The organism is Gibbsiella quercinecans, assembly GCF_002291425.1.
GTDB lineage: Bacteria > Pseudomonadota > Gammaproteobacteria > Enterobacterales > Enterobacteriaceae > Gibbsiella > Gibbsiella quercinecans.
In genome coordinates this window covers 2637505-2655105 of sequence record NZ_CP014136.1, presented here as the reverse complement: position 1 = coordinate 2655105, position 17601 = coordinate 2637505, and the positions used below count along the sequence as shown (strand labels likewise).

16 protein-coding genes are annotated in these 17601 nt (G+C 58.0%); 13 read left to right on the top strand and 3 right to left on the bottom strand.

Annotated elements, in window-relative coordinates; genetic code table 11:
- Window positions 1-4 precede the first annotated feature (4 nt).
- The 8 genes from envC (at window position 5) to ACN28Q_RS12260 (ending at window position 8744) form a co-directional block, all read left to right on the top strand.
- On the top strand, window positions 5-1339 hold the full coding sequence (gene envC / locus ACN28Q_RS12295) for a murein hydrolase activator EnvC (protein ID WP_095846608.1): 1335 nt from the start codon (window positions 5-7) through the stop codon (window positions 1337-1339).
- A gap of 2 nt (window positions 1340-1341) precedes the next feature.
- A complete protein-coding gene (locus tag ACN28Q_RS12290; protein ID WP_183096710.1) occupies window positions 1342-2286 on the top strand; it encodes a divergent polysaccharide deacetylase family protein in 945 nt (314 codons plus the stop codon).
- Window positions 2287-2558: 272 nt separating this feature from the next.
- Window positions 2559-3497: an ADP-glyceromanno-heptose 6-epimerase gene (gene rfaD / locus ACN28Q_RS12285; protein WP_095846606.1), complete on the top strand. Its 939-nt coding sequence runs from the start codon at window positions 2559-2561 to the stop codon at window positions 3495-3497.
- 17 nt (window positions 3498-3514) lie between these two features.
- Window positions 3515-4561 carry an ADP-heptose--LPS heptosyltransferase RfaF gene (gene rfaF / locus ACN28Q_RS12280; protein WP_095846605.1) on the top strand — a complete coding sequence of 349 codons (1047 nt, stop codon included), beginning with the start codon at window positions 3515-3517 and terminating at the stop codon, window positions 4559-4561.
- A 2-nt stretch (window positions 4562-4563) separates the two neighbouring features.
- Window positions 4564-5535 carry a lipopolysaccharide heptosyltransferase RfaC gene (gene rfaC / locus ACN28Q_RS12275; RefSeq protein WP_095846604.1) on the top strand — a complete coding sequence of 324 codons (972 nt, stop codon included), beginning with the start codon at window positions 4564-4566 and terminating at the stop codon, window positions 5533-5535.
- A 28-nt stretch (window positions 5536-5563) separates the two neighbouring features.
- Window positions 5564-6484 (top strand): glycosyltransferase family 2 protein, encoded by a 921-nt coding sequence (locus ACN28Q_RS12270; RefSeq protein WP_095846603.1) that lies wholly within the window; start codon window positions 5564-5566, stop codon window positions 6482-6484.
- Window positions 6474-7493, top strand: a complete 1020-nt coding sequence (locus ACN28Q_RS12265; protein WP_095846602.1) for a glycosyltransferase family 8 protein — start codon at window positions 6474-6476, stop codon at window positions 7491-7493. The genes ACN28Q_RS12270 and ACN28Q_RS12265 overlap by 11 nt, the downstream gene beginning before the upstream one ends.
- Before the next feature lie 9 nt (window positions 7494-7502).
- A complete protein-coding gene (locus tag ACN28Q_RS12260) occupies window positions 7503-8744 on the top strand; it encodes an O-antigen ligase family protein (protein WP_095846601.1) in 1242 nt (413 codons plus the stop codon).
- 68 nt (window positions 8745-8812) lie between these two features.
- On the opposite strand, the gene ACN28Q_RS12255 is transcribed toward ACN28Q_RS12260, so the two are convergent.
- Complete coding sequence (locus tag ACN28Q_RS12255) at window positions 8813-9898, bottom strand: glycosyltransferase family 9 protein (protein WP_230469547.1); 1086 nt, start codon at window positions 9896-9898, stop codon at window positions 8813-8815.
- Window positions 9899-9904: 6 nt separating this feature from the next.
- On the bottom strand, window positions 9905-10861 hold the full coding sequence (locus tag ACN28Q_RS12250) for a polysaccharide deacetylase family protein (RefSeq protein ID WP_095846600.1): 957 nt from the start codon (window positions 10859-10861) through the stop codon (window positions 9905-9907).
- A 210-nt stretch (window positions 10862-11071) separates the two neighbouring features.
- Between ACN28Q_RS12250 and rfaQ the strand changes: the two genes are divergently transcribed.
- Genes rfaQ through ACN28Q_RS12235 form a run of 3 tightly spaced genes read left to right on the top strand, consistent with a single transcriptional unit; the run spans window position 11072 to window position 14381 of the window.
- Window positions 11072-12154 carry a putative lipopolysaccharide heptosyltransferase III gene (gene rfaQ, locus ACN28Q_RS12245; protein ID WP_095849012.1) on the top strand — a complete coding sequence of 361 codons (1083 nt, stop codon included), beginning with the start codon at window positions 11072-11074 and terminating at the stop codon, window positions 12152-12154.
- Entirely contained in the window at window positions 12151-13278 is a 1128-nt protein-coding gene (locus ACN28Q_RS12240) for a glycosyltransferase family 4 protein (protein ID WP_095846599.1), read from the top strand. Before rfaQ ends, ACN28Q_RS12240 begins: the two co-directional genes overlap by 4 nt.
- A 2-nt stretch (window positions 13279-13280) precedes the next feature.
- The gene (locus ACN28Q_RS12235; RefSeq protein ID WP_095846598.1) at window positions 13281-14381 is read left to right on the top strand and encodes a glycosyltransferase; all 1101 of its coding nucleotides are present in this window, start codon (window positions 13281-13283) and stop codon (window positions 14379-14381) included.
- 31 nt (window positions 14382-14412) lie between these two features.
- On the opposite strand, the gene ACN28Q_RS12230 is transcribed toward ACN28Q_RS12235, so the two are convergent.
- Window positions 14413-15423: a glycosyltransferase family 9 protein gene (locus ACN28Q_RS12230; protein ID WP_095846597.1), complete on the bottom strand. Its 1011-nt coding sequence runs from the start codon at window positions 15421-15423 to the stop codon at window positions 14413-14415.
- 124 nt (window positions 15424-15547) lie between these two features.
- On the opposite strand from ACN28Q_RS12230, the gene waaA reads away from it, so the two are divergent.
- Both waaA and ACN28Q_RS12220 read left to right on the top strand, forming a co-directional pair.
- Entirely contained in the window at window positions 15548-16825 is a 1278-nt protein-coding gene (gene waaA, locus ACN28Q_RS12225; RefSeq protein WP_095846596.1) for a lipid IV(A) 3-deoxy-D-manno-octulosonic acid transferase, read from the top strand.
- The gene (locus tag ACN28Q_RS12220) at window positions 16826-17599 is read left to right on the top strand and encodes a glycosyltransferase family 2 protein (protein ID WP_095846595.1); all 774 of its coding nucleotides are present in this window, start codon (window positions 16826-16828) and stop codon (window positions 17597-17599) included.
- The last annotated feature ends 2 nt before the right edge of the window (window positions 17600-17601 follow it).

Below are 17601 nucleotides of genomic sequence, written 5' to 3'. Positions count from 1 at the left end.
CTCCATGAGGGAGAAGGCGTATTTTGCACTATCAAGGGTAACCCGAAGCGCAAACGCAGGCAGCCAGTTGCTGCCTGCCCGTACCGCGCCACGGACGTTGACCATCCTGTGCGCCAGCGTGTTATGCGCTGGCGCATTGTTGTTTCCGCTATCCGGCCACACGGCGGAAGACAACAAATCCCAGCTAAAAGACATTCAGCAAAGCATTGCCGAGAAAGAAAAAGCCGTTAAGCAACAGCAAAAACAGCGCAGCGCTTTGCAAGAGCAACTCAAGACCCAGGAAAAGAGCATTGCGCAGGCCAGCCGTTCGCTGCGCGATACGCAGAATACGCTCGGTACGCTGGCTAAAGATATTTCCAACCTGAATGCCTCTATCGCCAGGCTGCAAAAGCAGCAGGCCACGCAACAGGACATCCTCGCCGGGCAGCTTGACGCCGCCTTTCGGCAGGGGCAACACAGCGCGTTGCAATTAATTCTCAGCGGTGAAGAAAGCCAGCGCAGTGAACGCATTCTGGCCTACTTCGGCTATCTAAACGAAGCACGGCAAAAAAACATCGAAGCACTGAAACAAACCCGTGCCGAACTGGCCAGCCAGAAAACCACGCTGGTCGCCAAGCAGGGGCAGCAAAAAACGCTGCTCAGCGCCCAGCAAACCCAGCAGCAGCAGTTGGAGCAGGCGCGCAGCGCCCGTAAGAAAACCCTGTCGGCGCTGGAAAGTTCGTTGGAAAAAGATCAGCAGCGGCTGGTCGAACTGCGCCAAAACGAAACGCGCTTGCGCGATCAGATCGCCCGCGCCGAGCGCGAAGCCCGGGCCCGCGCTGAACGTGAAGCCCGCGAAGCCGCCCGGGTGCGTGAACAGGTGCGCGCCAAAGAACAGCAGGCGAAGAAAACCGGCTCCAGTTATAAACCGACCGAAAGCGAACGTTCACTGATGGCGCGTACCGGCGGCCTGGGCCGCCCAGGCGGGCAGGCCATCTGGCCAGTGCGCGGTAGCATCATCCACCGCTTCGGCGAAGCGCTGCAAGGCGAGCTGCGCTGGAAAGGCATGGTGATTTCCGCCCCGGAAGGCAGCGACGTAAAAGCCATTGCCGATGGCCGCGTATTGATGGCCGACTGGCTGCAAGGCTACGGCCTGGTAGTGGTGGTTGAACACGGGAAAGGCGATATGAGCCTGTATGGCTACAACCAGAGCGCGCTGGTCAACGTGGGTGCGCAAGTGCGTGCCGGCCAGCCAATCGCCCTGGTGGGAACCAGCGGCGGCCAGGGAACGCCGTCGCTCTACTTCGAAATCAGGCGCCAGGGCCAGGCGGTTAACCCACTACCGTGGTTGGGAAGATAGGTTTGCACGATATCAAAACACGCATTGCCGTACTCACGGCCGCTTTGCTGCTGGCCTGCTCCGCACAGGCCGGCAAGCTGTCGATTGTCATTGATGACGTGGGCTACCGCCCGCATGAAGAAAATGCCGTGCTGCAAATGCCGGTGGCGATTTCTGTCGCCGTGTTGCCCAATGCGCCGCACGCCCGGCTGATGGCGACCCGCGCGCACAGCCAGGGGCGTGAAGTGTTGATTCACATGCCCATGGCGCCGCTCAGCAAACAGCCGCTGGAGCGCGATACGCTGCAGCCTTCCATGAGCAGCGAAGAGATTCAGCGCATTATCCGCAACGCGGTCAATAACGTGCCCTACGCGGTTGGCATGAACAACCATATGGGCAGCGCCATGACCGCCAGCCTGCCGGCGATGCAGAAAGTCATGCAAACGCTGGCCGGCTACCAGTTGCTGTATTTCCTCGACAGTATGACCATCGGCAGCAGCCAGGCGACTAACGCAGCGGCAGGCACCGGCGTCAAAGTCATCAAGCGCAAAGTGTTTCTGGATGATACCGCCAACGAAGCGGATATCCGCCGCCAATTCAACCGCGCGGTGGAATTGGCTCGCCGCAACGGCTCGGCGATCGCCATCGGCCACCCACGGCCGGCGACGGTGAAAGTGCTGCAGCAAATGCTGGCGGTGCTGCCGCCCGATATCGTGCTGGTCAAGCCGAGCGCCCTGCTCAACGAGGTTGCGCACAGCGGCGGCGGCTACGTGCCGCCGGCCAAACCGCAAAAACCACAGCCGAAGAACCCGTTCAAAGGGGCGATCAAACAGTGCAAGATCGTGTTGCCGAAAGAAAAAGTGAACGCGGCCACCGCGCTCGGCGTGATCAGCGAAAGCCTGGCGCAATCGCCGGCAGGGGTATTTATCAAACAGCAGTGGCAACGCTGGGCGGGCGAGAAAGACTAAGCGAAGAAACAGGGTAGGCTTTCATCTCACCCGTTTGATAAGCGCCCGTAGCCCCTCGGCTGGCCCCGGCCGAGGATTTTCCTCACCGTTAGCATTCCTTGCCATTCCGCCATATTACCCCTAGAAAATCCGAATATAGCGCCGATTAAACACTGCCTGACGTGTGGGATATTAGGAGCCTGCCGATGTTCGCAACGATACGAAATGCTATTATAGGCAACATATAGTGTGGGGCGTTGTGCACCACCGGCAGATTAACAGGGGTAAACCCAATGATTATCGTCACTGGCGGCGCCGGCATGATCGGCAGTAATATCGTTAAAGCACTGAATGATAACGGGTATCGCGATATCCTGGTGGTGGATAACCTGAAAGACGGCACCAAATTCATCAACCTGGTCGATCTCGATATCACCGACTACATGGACAAGGAAGACTTTATCGGCAGCATCATGGCCGGTGACGATCTGGGCGATATCGACGCCGTTTTTCATGAAGGCGCCTGTTCCGCCACCACCGAGTGGGACGGCAAGTACATGATGGAAAACAACTATCAGTACTCCAAAGAGCTGCTGCACTACTGCCTGGAACGTGAAATCCCGTTCCTGTATGCGTCATCCGCCGCCACTTACGGTGGCCGCAGCGAAAACTTCGTTGAAGAACGCAAGTACGAGCAACCGCTGAACGTTTACGGCTATTCCAAATTCCTGTTCGATCAGTACGTGCGTGAGATCCTGCCGCAGGCCGACTCGCAGATCTGCGGCTTCCGTTACTTCAACGTCTACGGCCCGCGTGAAGGCCATAAAGGCAGCATGGCCAGCGTGGCTTTCCACCTGAACAACCAGATCAAGAGCGGCGAGAATCCAAAACTGTTCGCCGGCAGCGAAAACTTCAAGCGCGATTTCATCTATGTCGGCGATGTGGCGGCGGTGAACCTGTGGTTCTGGAAAAACGGCGCCTCCGGCATCTTCAACTGCGGTACCGGCCGTGCGGAAACCTTCCAGGCCGTCGCCGATGCGGTGGTTGATTTCCACCAGACCGGCGCTGTGGAATACATTCCGTTCCCGGAAAAACTGAAAGGGCGCTACCAGGCTTACACCCAGGCCGATCTCACCAAGCTGCGTGCAGCGGGTTACGATGCGCCGTTCAAAACCGTCGCTGAAGGGGTGAAAGATTACATGGCCTGGTTAAACCGCGCCGATCAGGCTTAAGGGAATACATACACGGTATGAAAATACTGGTCATTGGCCCTTCATGGGTTGGCGATATGATGATGTCGCAAAGCCTCTACCGCACCCTGAAGGCTGAACACCCTGCCGCAGAGATCGATGTGATGGCTCCGGCCTGGTGCCGCCCGTTGCTGGCGCGTATGCCGGAAGTCAACCAGGCGCTGGCCATGCCGCTCGGCCACGGCGCCCTGGCGCTCGGCGAACGCCGCCGCCTGGGCCATAGCCTGCGCGCCAACCGTTACGATCGCGCCTATGTGCTGCCCAACTCGTTTAAATCTGCGCTGGTGCCGTTCTTCGCCCAGGTGCCGCAACGCACCGGCTGGCGTGGCGAAATGCGTTACGGCCTGCTGAATGATATCCGGACGCTGGATAAGTCGGCCTTTCCATTGATGGTTCAGCGCTATGTGGCGCTGGCGTATGACAAAAAACGCATCCGCAGCGCCGGAGATTTGCCCCAGCCGCTGCTGTGGCCGCAACTGCGGGTCAGCGAGGAAGAGATTGCGGAAACCACCTCCGCGTTCAACCTTACCGACGCGCGGCCAATGATTGGGTTCTGCCCCGGCGCCGAATTCGGGCCGGCCAAGCGCTGGCCGCATTATCACTACGCCGATCTGGCGCAGATGCTGATCGACCAGGGCTACCAGATTGCCCTGTTCGGCTCCGCCAAGGATCACCCGGCCGGCGAGCAGATCCGCGCAGCGCTGGCGGAAAGCTCGCGCGAATTTTGCCTCAATTTAGCCGGGCAAACCCAGTTGGAGCAGGCGGTGATCCTGCTTGCCGCCTGCCGTGCGGTGGTCAGCAATGACTCTGGGCTGATGCACGTTGCCGCCGCGCTCAACAAGCCGCTGATTGCGCTCTATGGCCCGAGCAGCCCGGATTTCACGCCGCCGTTGTCCAACAAGGCCAAGGTGATCCGGTTAATCAGCGGTTACCACAAAATTCGCAAAGGCGATGCCGACCAGGGCTATCATCAAAGCCTGATCGATATTCAGCCGCAGCAGGTATTGGATGCGCTGACGCCATTGCTTGCCGCCAGCGAGGAATAATCATGCATGTGCTGATCGTTAAAACCTCCTCGATGGGGGACGTGCTGCACACGCTGCCGGCATTGACCGATGCCATGCAGGCGCTGCCCGGCATCCGCTTTGACTGGGTGGTGGAAGAAGGCTTTAGCCAGATCCCCGCTTGGCACCCTGCGGTAGACCGCGTGATCCCGGTGGCCATCCGCCGGTGGCGCAAAAACTGGTTTGGCACACAAACGCGCCAACAGCGCTGCGACTTCAAACGCCAATTGCAGCAACGCACCTACGACGCGGTGATCGACGCGCAGGGGCTGATGAAAAGCGCAGCGTTGATCACCCGCATCGCCAAGGGCAGTAAGCACGGCCAGGATTGCAAAAGCGCGCGCGAACCCTTCGCCAGCTGGTTTTACGACCACCGCTATGACATCGGCAAGCAGCAGCACGCCGTGGAGCGCACCCGCGAACTGTTCGCCAAAAGCCTGGGCTACGAAAAACCGCAAACCCAGGGCGATTACGCCATTGCGGCGCGCTTTCTTAGCCAGCCGCCGGCAGATGCGGGCCAGTATCTGGTGTTCCTGCACGCCACCACGCGGGATGAAAAGCACTGGCCGGAGCCAAACTGGCGCCAGTTGATCGCACTGATAGCCCCCACCGGGTTGAAAATCAAACTGCCCTGGGGCGCCGAGCACGAGCACCAGCGTGCGGTGCGGCTGGCCGAAGGTTATCCCCACGTTGAGGTGCTGCCGAAGCTCAGTCTGCAGCAGGTTGCCGAAGTGCTGGCCGGCGCCAGAGGGGTAGTTTCGGTAGACACCGGCCTCAGCCACCTGACCGCCGCGCTCGATCGCCCAAACATCACGCTGTTCGGCCCGACGGATCCGGGGTTGATCGGCGGGTACGGGAAAAATCAGTATGCCTGCCGGCCAGATGCGGGCAATAAGATGGCGGATATTCACGCCCAGCAGGTTTATCACCTGCTGGAGCAGTACAAGATACTGTAAACCGGTTTTAGAGACCTGGAATCACACCATGGCAACGAGGAAGATACTCAGTATTGTTCTCACCGCGCATAACTGCGAGGCCTATCTGAACGATGCGTTGAGCAGCCTGAAACATGCGTTAGGCGGGATGGCCGAAGGTTATGAAATTATCCTGATTAGCGATGCATCCACCGATCGCACGGCAGAAATGCTGCAGCGGTTCGCCAGCGATAACGCCCATGCACAGGTGTTCCAGGTTGAATTCCGTAATATTGGCAAAGTGCGAAACTTCGCTATCGAGCAATGCAGCGGTGAGTACGTCACCATGATTGACGGTGACGATCAGGTTTTGCCGGGCTCACTGGCTGATATCATGCGCTATCTGGCCGCCACCAAGCCCGATCTGTTGCTGACCGGGCTGAATGAAATCTACCCCCACAGCAAGCAGCCGGTAACGTGGGGCGGGCTGCAGCCAAAGCCGCTGACGCAGCAGGCAGCCATCAAAACGTTCCTGATCCACAAAGATTTTCAGGCGCACTTTATTGGCCAGTTTATCCGGCGCGGGCTGCTGGCGGCTCATCCGTTCCCCGAGTTCAAGTGCTATGAAGACGCCTACCTGTTCCCGACGATCCTGAACCACTGCCAGAATATTATTTTTTCGCCGCGCGGGCACTATCTGTATTTCAAACGCGGCAACAGCCTTTCCAGCCAGATTGACGAGCAAAAGATCAATCTGCTGGTTGAAGCCACCGCCAAGATGGACCGGGATTTTGGCCCGCAGTACGCCAACCTGATCGCCTGCCACTGGCTCAAGATTTACCAGCGCTATGGGGAAACGCTGCCCGATTCGCGCAACCGCCAGCGGATTATCGCGCGCATCAACAGCATCCGCCCGCTGTCTTTCTTGCTGGATCCGGCTATACGATTGAGTTTTAAAAGAAAATACCTACAGGCCAGACATGGGAAATAGCCGGATAAGCCAACTGCTGGGGTTAGCGCCCGGCAGTGAGCATGGCATTAAGGAAACCCGGTACCTGGGCCGAGAAGGCCAGCCTGCGGGTAGCGGCTACCCTATCGCCTTCGGCGTTGACGGCAACTTCATCCGCCACGCCTGTATCGCCATTCAATCGCTGATCGCCCAGGCGGGATCTGCGCAACTTCGCTTCCATCTGATCACCTCGGAAGACACCGCCGGCGTGGCGGACAAGCTGCAGGCGCTGGTGGCCGGCACCGATCACGGTATCCACACCCACCAGCTCCCGGAGGCGCTTTTTGCCAACCTGCCGGCCACGGCGCTGTTCACCAAAGCCATTTACTACCGCCTGTTGGCGCCCTATCTGCTTGAGCAGCAAGAAACCCTTCTCTACCTGGACGCCGATATCGTCTGCATCAACCCGTTTATCACGATTTATCAACAGCTAACCGCCACACCGGAAGTGGCCTGCGTGGTGAGCGAGGATGCGCCTTTGGCGGCGGGCCTGGCTGGCAAGATAGGCCTGCGTGGCACGCGTTATTTCAACTCCGGCATGCTGCTGATCGACGTGCAACGCTGGTTGCAGGCCGCCATCAGTGAGAAGGTGCTCGCGGTATTGAAGGAACGCGGGGATCATTTCCAGTATATGGATCAGGATGCGCTGAATATTGTCCTGGAAGGCAAGGTTAAATTTATAGATCGAAAATACAATACGATTTTCATGCTGGAGCATAACGAGAAAGGCTACGCCAAGATGCCGGCGAATAACACGGTATTCCTGCATTATGCCGGTGCAGATAAACCCTGGCAGCAGTGGAATAAACAACGGGGCTGCCGTTTTTATACGGATGTTTACCAAACATCGCCCTGGGCAGCATGGCCTTTTGATTTGCCACGGCACGATCAGCAGGCAAAAAAAATGTATAAGCGGCTTTTCCGCGAAAAGAAATACCTTTCGGGTTTACGCTGGTATATCCGTTATTTCATCTTGCGCTACGGTAAATGAGGAAGCAAAGTGCCGAACGAATCACGCAACACATTGATCATTTTTAATCTTTGTTTTTTAGCGTTGATCGCTTCCCTGGCGATGCTCTTGGCGATCAAGGGGTATCCAGAGAAGATTTTTTATCTCACCAGCTATGTGGCGGTGATCTACAGCGTGGTGCATATCTATAAAAGCCCGCGCAGCCTGCTGGAAAACAAGGCGTTGCTTTGCCTGCTGGTTTCCCTGCTGCTGTTTGGCGCCAGCAAGTTAATCTGGGCCGAGCTGTTCCACAACACCCATTTCACGGACATCAGGGATAACTACCATACCGTCGGGAAACGCTTTCTGCTGGCCGCCTTTGTGCTGTTTTACTTTTACCAATGCCGCACGTTGCTGCATAAAGACGTATTGAAACTCGGCGTGGTGATGCTGTTTATCGGGCTGCTTGCGGCGCTGTGGCTGGGATATGCCTCCCGCCCGACCCTTGAAGATTCCCGCGTGAAATGGACCACCGATGCGGCGACCACCGGCGCCTATGTGGCCGTGATTATTTCCATGGCCGCCGCCGTGCTGGTGCGTAAATGCTTTCAGGTGTCCAAGGTGTCGGTCGCGTTGTTCCTGGCGATCTTTATCATCAATATGGCCATGGTGCTGATGACCGAAACTCGGGCCGCCATTTTATTTACCCCGGTGTTATATATCGCCTTCTTCCTCACCTACTACCGCCATATCAGTAAGCATATACAGGCCATGCTGGCGGCCGTGATGCTCGCCGGCGCCGCCCTGGTGCTTTACGGCGCCTGGGATCGCGTGGCGCAAATCCAAACGGATATCGCGCAGTACCACACGAATAACGACACCTCGATTGGCTCACGTTTCTCTATTTGGAAATCCGGCTGGTACAGCGTCGCTCCGCGCTTCCTGGGGCAAAACCCCGACCAGCGCTATCAGAAAGTGGAAGAATATGTAAACCGCTATGAAAGGGGCAACCCGGAGGCCTCGCGGAATCTGGCCTACCATCTGCATAATGACATGCTCGAAACCCTTTCGCTGCAGGGAATATTCGGCCTGCTGGCGCTACTGTGCTTTTACCTCTCCGGCCTGTGGTTTTCACTGAAAAAAAGCGTTATCAGCAACAGCGGCACTTTTTTTGTGATGGCGCCGGTAATGATATTTGGCATCACCGACGTGGTGCTGATACAAAGCCATACCGCACTGGTGGTGGTGATGACGCTGGCGCTGTCTCTGCCGGCGCTGCGCCAGAAAGCGTAAACAAACAGGCCCCTGAATCACATTCAGGGGCCTGCTGCTACCCGCCGAGACGTCTTCAACCTGCTGCGCTAAAGCAACATTTCCCGCAATAGCCCGTACACCTGATCCACCTCAATCACGCTTAACGGGAAACGCGGATCGCGCGGCGCCTTGTCTTTGTCATTCGGGTTGATATACAGGATCCGGTGCAGCTCAGGATCTTGATACGGCCCGGTATGCCGCGGGTTAGCGGTGTAAAACAGGCTGACGGTGCGCGTTTGCAGCGCAACGGCCAGGTGCAGCGGCCCGGTATCACCGGTAATCAGCACATCCAGTTGCTCAATGATCGCCAGCAGTTGCAGCAGCGTGGTTTTGCCAATATAGCTGGTGACCCTTTGCTGCTCTTCGGGCGACAGCGCGGCCAGGAATTGGCGCTCCAGCTCTTTTTCCTTACCGCTGCCAATCAGCACGATGTGGTATTGCTCACCCAGCGCAAACAACTTGCGCGCCAGGCCGACAAAATTCTCCCGCGGCCAGCAACGCTGTGCTTCTGAAGCCCCCATCTGGAAGCCGATCAGGGTCTTGTTGGTAATCGCCGGCAGCGCATTAAACCGCACCGGGATGCGCATATGGGTATCGCGGTTATCGCAGCCGAGCACCTGTAATAAATCCAGCTTGCGCTGAATCAGGTGGCCTTCATAGCTGCCCTGATGGCAATAAACCCATTGATTCATGTAATCGCCGTCACAGTTGTAGTTGTCACGGATGATGTAGTGGCTACCGGAAAGCACTGCGCTCAGCACGTCGTAGGGAATATAGGAGTGCAGGATCACCGACAGTTCAGGCTTCATTTTGCGCAGGCGGCAAACCAGGCTGAAAATATTCTTAACCTTGTTGTCCCAATAAATGACTTCGTCGAAATAATCGCTGCCCGCCACCAATTGGCGGTTTTTCTCGCTCGATACCAGCGTGAACCTGGCGTTAGGGTAACGCTGTTTCAGCGCATGGATCGCCGGCGTATTAAACATCAGATCGCCAAGCGCGGTGCTGGAATAAATCACGATGCTGCTGAACTCAAGCTTGGCGTTTAAGCCGGCAATATGCTTCATATTGCCAAAGAACCGGGTATACACCTTCAGGAAACGATTGACGGAATCAATCTTGCTTTTCTTCATCTATGCTCAGCTCTTCTTGGTCTGATAATACTCGGCCAGGGTCATGCCAACCGTGCGCGGCTGCAGCCAGGCAAACAGCTGTTCCAAATCGCGGTATAACGCCTCGATATCCTGCGCGTTTTTAAACGTCGGGCTGCCGCCCGGCATAAACTCGGAGGAGTGCAGCATAAATTCAACGTAATCATTGCCTTCCGCCAGGCAACGTTCGGCCACCCGCTTCATTTTATCCAGATTATTGCCGGTCGGGCGCAGCCAGTGCACCGAAGGCGAACGCCGTTTGCCACGCAGCCGATCGTACCCTTGCTTGAGGGCATTCATCAGCCCGGAGTGCCGGTACTGGATGCTGACAGGCACCTCCAGCAATGCAGACTGGCCTGGGCAGGCGATGTTTTGCGGATCGATAAAATAAGCGTGCGCCGGGAAGTGGCGGTAATCGGTGCCGCCGTTGCCCTGCGGGTTGCCGGGCGAATACTGCCAGTTGACGCGCGGCGTGACCGAGCAGTCTACCCGGTAGCCATATTCCAACAGCAGCTGCGCGTAATATTCGTTAAACGCCCAGCGCCCGGCGCGGTGGCTAAGCATCTTGGTCTGGAACGCATCTTCCAGCAGCTTGGTCATGTGATCGACCTTGGCGCGGATTTGCTCTGCCGGATATTCAATCAGATACGGTTTGTAGCGCCAGTCGTCTTCGGTCAACGGCGCCAACGGCGGGCTGTTCCAGGCATGCAGATGCATGCCCACTTCGCCGGCGCCGCGCGCGATGACATCGCGGGCAAACTCGACATAACCGGCATCCGATACCATCTCGTAATTGGTGAGATAAACCGGCTTGAACGCATACTTCTCGCACAACGCCTGGAAGCGCGGCAGAAAACGCGTATTTTCAGTCGAAATGCGATCGTGGTTTTGCCACAGGTTATCGCCTTCGGTATCAATCGTGATGAGAAACGCCGGTTTGGTCATAAATATCTAGCCTGATATCAACAGAGTGCATATGTTACGCAGCCCGTTTCTTCAGGGCAAACGACTTTGCTGCCAGCATTGGACAACGTGGGCCGGCGTTTGTCACCCCGCGGCGCGCTTTTTTTCACCGCGCAGCAAGAAAACCGGGCAACAGTAGCCACATGCTATCACGTCCTTTAGAATCAACGGTTGGTCATACGGAAACAGCCCATCATGAATAAAGCGCCAGCCCCAGTTCCAGCAGCATCCATACAACGTATCTTATTGATAAAATTACGCCACCACGGCGATATGCTGTTGACCACGCCGGTGATCAACACCCTGCGTGCCAACTATCCGCAGGCGAAAATCGACGTGCTGTTGTATAAGGAAACGCAGGACATGCTGGCCAGCAACCCGGCGCTATCAACGGTGTTCGCCATCGATCGCCAATGGAAAAAGCTGGGCACCAAAGCCCATCTGGGCCACGAATGGCGGCTGATTCGCCAACTGCGGGCGCAACGTTACGATCTGGTCGTTAACCTGGCTGACCAATGGCGCAGCGCCATCGTCACACGGATGACGGGAGCACGTATCCGCCTTGGGTTTGACTTCCCCAAACGGCGTGGCTTCCTCTGGCGCCACTGCCACACCCAACTGGTGCCGGTAGACGGGCACGGCGCCATGCACACTGTGGAACAGAACCTCTCGCTGCTGCAACCGTTGGGGCTGGCCACCACCAGCCAGCAGGTCACCATGAGCTACACGCCGCAAGATTGGCAGGCCAGCGAGCTGCTGCTGCGGGAACAGGGGGTCAACGGCGACTATATCGTAGTGCAGCCCACCTCCCGCTGGTTCTTCAAGTGTTGGAGCGAAGAAAAAATGGCGGCAACCATCAGCGCGCTGCAGGCCGACGGCCACACGCTGGTGCTCACCGCCGGGCCTGATGCCAAAGAGCGAAATATGGTCGAGCAGATTTTGGCGCATTGCCCGGCCCAGGGCGTGGTTTCCCTGGCCGGCCGTTTGACCCTGCGCCAGCTTGCCGCGCTGATTGACCATGCCCGCCTGTTTATCGGCGTGGATTCCGTGCCGATGCATATGGCCGCCGCGCTGCAAACCCCCTGTATCGCACTGTTCGGCCCGTCAAAGCTGACCTTCTGGCGCCCCTGGCAGGCGATCGGCCAGGTTATCTGGGCCGGTGACTACGGCCCCCTGCCCGATCCGGATGATATTGATACCGGCACCGAACAGCGTTACCTCGACCTTATTCCTGCAGACGCGGTGATCGCCGCCGCGCGGAGCCAGCTCCTATGAAAGCATGTCGTTTGGCGATAGTGCGCCAAAAATACCGCCCGGACGGCGGTGCCGAACGTTTTGTGTCCCGCGCTCTGGAGGCGTTGGAACAGCAAGATCTTGAACTGAACGTCATCACCCGTGAATGGCAGGGCGATGCCAACCCCAACTGGCATATCCACTTGTGCAACCCGATGAAATTCGGCCGTATCAGCCGGGAACGAGGGTTTGCCGAAGCAGCACGCACGCTGTGGCAGGCGGAAAAGTTTGATCTGGTGCAAAGCCATGAGCGCATTCCGGGCTGCGATATCTACCGCGCAGGCGACGGCGTGCACCGCCGCTGGCTGCTGCAACGCGCGCGCCTGTTGCCGGAATGGCGGCGCAAATTTCTGTTCTCTAATCGTTTTCACCGCTATGTCATGTGCGCCGAACGCGCCATGTACGCCGCCCCAGAGCTAAAAGCGGTGATTTGCAACGCCGAGATGATCAAACAAGAGATCATCGCCGATTTTGGCGTGCCGGCCGACAAAATCACCGTGATCTACAATGCCATTGATAACCAAAAGTTTCTGCCGGCCAACGAGGCGTTACGCCAACAGCTGCGCCAGCAGTATCAGATCCCACAGGCGGCGCACTGCCTGATTTTCGTCGGCTCCGGCTTCGAACGCAAAGGCCTGGCGGCGGCAATCCGCGCCATCGCCCCCACCCATAGCTACCTGCTGGTGGTGGGCAAAGACAAAGCGGAAAAACGTTACCGGACATTGGCGCAATCGCTGGGCTGCGGCGAGCGCGTGCGCTTTATGGGCGTGCAGCAACAAACGCTGCCGTTTTATCAGGCGGCGGACGCCTTGCTGCTGCCGACGTTGTACGATCCGTTCCCCAACGTGATTCTGGAAGCCATGTCGTGCGGCTTGCCGGTGATCACCAGCGCCACCTGCGGCGGTGCGGAGTTCATCACCCCGGGGCAAAACGGCTTTGTCGCCGACGCGCTGGACGTCAACGCACTGACCGACGCCATCCACGCCTTGCCCCCGCAGGCGCTGGGCTCAACCATGGGTGAAGCGGCGCGGCTACGCATTATGTCGGCCACGCCGGCGTACCTGTCGAAACAGCTGATTTCACTTTATAACCGCTTGCTGGACTGATTATGCGTATCCTGATGATTATCGATGGCCTGCCGGGCGGCGGTGCCGAAAAGGTGGTGCTGACCCTGTGCCAGGGCATGCTGAATATGGGCCATAGCATCAGCCTGATCTCCCTGAGCGACGTCTGCAATTACGCGATACCGCAAGGCATCCATTACCAGGTGGTGGCCGATCGCTGCCGCAAACCGTGGCGCAAACTGACCGAACTTTCACGCCGCGCCGCGCAGCTTGACCGCGCCGTGATGGCGCAGGAACAACAGCATGGCGCTTACGATCTGGTGTTGTCCAACCTGCATAAAACCGACCGCATCGTCCGGCGCAGCCGCGTGCTGGCGCCCGATCGCCTGTGGTTCTGCATCCACGGCATTCTTTCCACTTCCTATCTTGGCCACCGTAAAGGGCTGGACCGCTGGCTGAAACAGCGCAAGATTGCCCGGGTTTACCAACGGCAGAATATCGTGACCGTTTCCCAGGCGGTGGGGGACGATCTGCGGCAAAACCTGGCGATTCAGCCCAAGCGGCTGGCAGTAATCAATAACCCGTTCGATATTGCCGAGATTGAACGGCTGGCAGCCGCCCCTTGCGATCTGGCCGGGAAAGACTATCTGGTGCACGTTGGGCGTTTCCACCCGCAAAAGCGCCATGATCGCCTGCTGAAAGCCTATGCTCTGTCGGGCATCCAGGCACCGCTGGTGTTGATCGGCACCGGAAGCGACAGCCGGATCGCGGCGGCCCGGCAGTTGGCCGAGCAGTTGGGCATTGCCGAACGCGTGCTGTTCCTTGGCTTCCAGGCCAACCCCTTCCCGTATATCAAACAGGCAGCGCTGCTGGTGCTTAGCTCCGACAGCGAAGGGTTTGGCAACGTGCTGGTGGAGGCGCTGCTGTGCGGCACGCCGGTGGTCAGCACCCGCTGCCCGGGCGGGCCGGCCGAGATCCTGGAAAAAGCCGGCATGGGGTTGGCGCTGGCCGAGCTGGATGAACAGTCGCTCGGGGAGAAAATGGCGGCCATCTACCGCAACCCGCCGCCGATTAATCGGCCGCACCTGATGAGCTATAGTCTGGACGCCATATGCCGCCAATACCTGGCGCTGAAAGATCGCTAACCGGCGGCACGATGCCCCGGCGGGGCATCGGCTAATGCAGCCGCTGCATTTTCTGCCAGACGTCTTCCACCGAAACATCAATGCAATCGCCGGAAGGCGTCTGCAAGATGTGGTACTGCCCCGACCACGGGTGCCAGGCGGCCTGGTCGGTATCGCCGAACAGCACCACCTGCGTTTTATTCAACGCCGAGGCCAGGTGCATTTGCCCGCCGTCGCTGCATAACACCATTTCGCACCGGTCAAAGCCCGCCAGCAGCTCACGCACGGATGCCGTGGGGTACAGGGCTACCGGCGCCCCCTGGCACTGCGCCAGCAATTGCTCGGCGCGTTTTTGGTCGCCGATATCATCGGGGGCCAGAGTGCCCTGCGGCGACCAGAAAATCAGCGCCGAAACGCCGTGTTCCGCCAGGCGGCGGATGATTTCGGCATAGCGTTCGACCGGCCAGCGCCGCTTGGGGCTGCGGCTGCTGATGTGCACGGCAAAAATCCGCTGCGCGCCGGGCAACAGTGCCTGCACCCTTTGCGCCGCCTGCCGGCGCTCTTCATCCGTTAAATAAACCCGCACATCGGGTATCGGTGGAGGATTATCGGTCAGCGCCGAAAGATAGCTGAAGGTTCGCTCTACCTGATGCTGGCCGTGAAAATCAGCCGAGGTGAACGGGCGATCGATATCGCCATTACCCAGATCGGCGCCGATAATATGTTTGGCCCCTGCCATTTTGGCGAGCCGCAGGCTGTATTTACACGGCACCGGGTTTGCCAGGATCGCCGCATCAAAGGTTATTTTCCGCAGCCGCAGAAAAATCATCAGCCGCTGCCAATACACCCCGAGCGTGGTTTCATTTTTGGCTTTATGTTTGGCTTTTTTATAGATAAATACCTGTTCAAGATGCGGGTTGTTTTTCACCACATCCTGGCTGACCTTATTGATCAACAGATAAAGCCTGGCCTCAGGATAGGCTATTTTTAGCCCTTCGATTAACGGTGTCGTACAAACAAGATCGCCAATATTATCGCGGCGAATAATTAAAATATTCTTCATGCCAAACCTTTAGGCGAAATCCCCGCCTGTTGCCTGAAACTGACACCCGGATTACCAAAGTAGCGCCCTTTCCCACACAGATATGGTACTATTCTGAATAACCCATATAAATGAAATTGATAGAATGTTACTGCGTTTATATCAGGTATTACTCTACCTCATCCAACCCCTGATCTGGCTACGTTTATTACTGCGCAGCCGTAAAGCGCCAGCCTATCGTAAACGCTGGGCCGAACGCTACGGCTTCTGCGCCGGGAAAGTCGCGCCTGGCGGTATCATGCTGCATTCTGTTTCCGTTGGTGAAACCCTCGCCGCGATCCCATTAGTGCGCGCGCTGCGCCACCGCTACCCCCATTTGCCGATTACTGTGACCACGATGACCCCGACAGGTTCAGAGCGGGTACAGTCGGCCTTTGGCAAAGATGTTCACCACGTTTATCTGCCCTACGATCTGCCAGGCTCAATGCGCCGCTTTCTCGATCGGGTGAACCCGAAGCTGGTCATTATCATGGAAACCGAGCTGTGGCCGAACCTGATTAATGCACTGCATCAGCGCCAAATTCCCCTGGTGATCGCCAATGCGCGGCTTTCTGCGCGCTCCGCCGCCGGTTACCAGAAAATCGGCGGCTTCGTGCGCGATATGCTGCGCCGTATCACCCTGATTGCCGCACAGAATCAGGAGGATGGCGATCGCTTTCTGGCATTGGGCCTGAAACGCTCGCAGTTGGCGATAACCGGCAGCCTAAAGTTTGATATCTCGGTAACCCCGGAGCTGGCGGCCCGTGCGCTGACGCTGCGCCGCCAATGGGCGCCACACCGGCCGGTGTGGATCGCCACCAGCACGCATGAAGGCGAAGAGGCCATCCTGCTGGAAGCACATGGCAAACTGCTGGAAAAACACCCGGATTTGCTGCTAATCCTGGTGCCGCGCCACCCGGAGCGTTTCCAAACCGCCAAAGAGCTGGCACAGAAAGCCGGCTTTAGCTACATCACCCGCAGCAGCGGCGATGTGCCTTCCGGCAGCACGCAAGTGGTGATCGGCGATACCATGGGCGAACTGATGTTGCTGTACGGCATTGCCGATCTGGCCTTCGTTGGCGGCAGCCTGGTGGAACGCGGCGGGCATAACCCGCTGGAAGCCGCCGCCCACGCCATCCCGGTGTTGATGGGGCCGCATACCTTTAACTTCAAGGATATCTGCAGCAAGCTGGCTGAAGCCGAAGGGTTAATCACCGTCACCGACGCCGACGCCCTGGTCAGGGAAATCGGCACCCTGCTGACCGATGAAGACTACCGCCGCTATTATGGCCGGCATGCGGTGGAAGTGCTGTATCAGAACCAAGGGGCGTTGCAGCGCCTGCTGCAATTGCTGGAGCCCCACCTGCCGCCACGGAGCCAATAAATGCGCCAGCGTAAAACCCTGTCGGTGGTGATGATCGCCAAAAACGAAGCCGGCCTGCTCGCCGAGTGCCTGGCTTCAGTCGCCTGGGCCGATGAGATCATCGTGCTGGACTCCGGCAGCACGGACGGCACGGCCACCCTCGCGGCTGACCTGGGCGCCCAGGTCTTCAGCCATACCGACTGGCAGGGCTTCGGCAAACAGCGCCAACGAGCGCAAAGCCACGCCAACTGCGATTATGTTTTGATGATCGACGCCGACGAACGAGTAACGCCGGAGCTGCGCCAGGCCATCGAGCAGGTGCTCACGGCACCCGACGACAACGCCGTTTACAGCCTTGGCCGCCGCAACCTGTTCCTGGGCCGCTTCATGCGCCACAGCGGCTGGTACCCGGACCGCGTCAACCGCTTATACGCCAGGCAACGCTACCGCTATAATGACGATCTGGTGCACGAATCATTAAACACCAACGGCGCGAAAGCGATCGCGCTGCATGGCGATCTGCTGCACCTGACCTGCCGGGATTTTTTCGCTTTCCAGCGCAAGCAATTGCACTATGCTCAGGAGTGGGCCACTCAGCGCCATCAGGCCGGTAAGCGCTGCGGGTATCTTTCCATCCTGACCCACACGCTGGGCGCCTTCTGCAAAACCTGGCTGTTGCGCGCAGGGTTCCTGGATGGCAAACAGGGGTTGCTGCTGGCCGTCGTCAACGCGCAGTATACGTTTAACAAGTACGCCGCGCTGTGGGCCCTGAACCGCCATTATTCAGAGAAATAAAC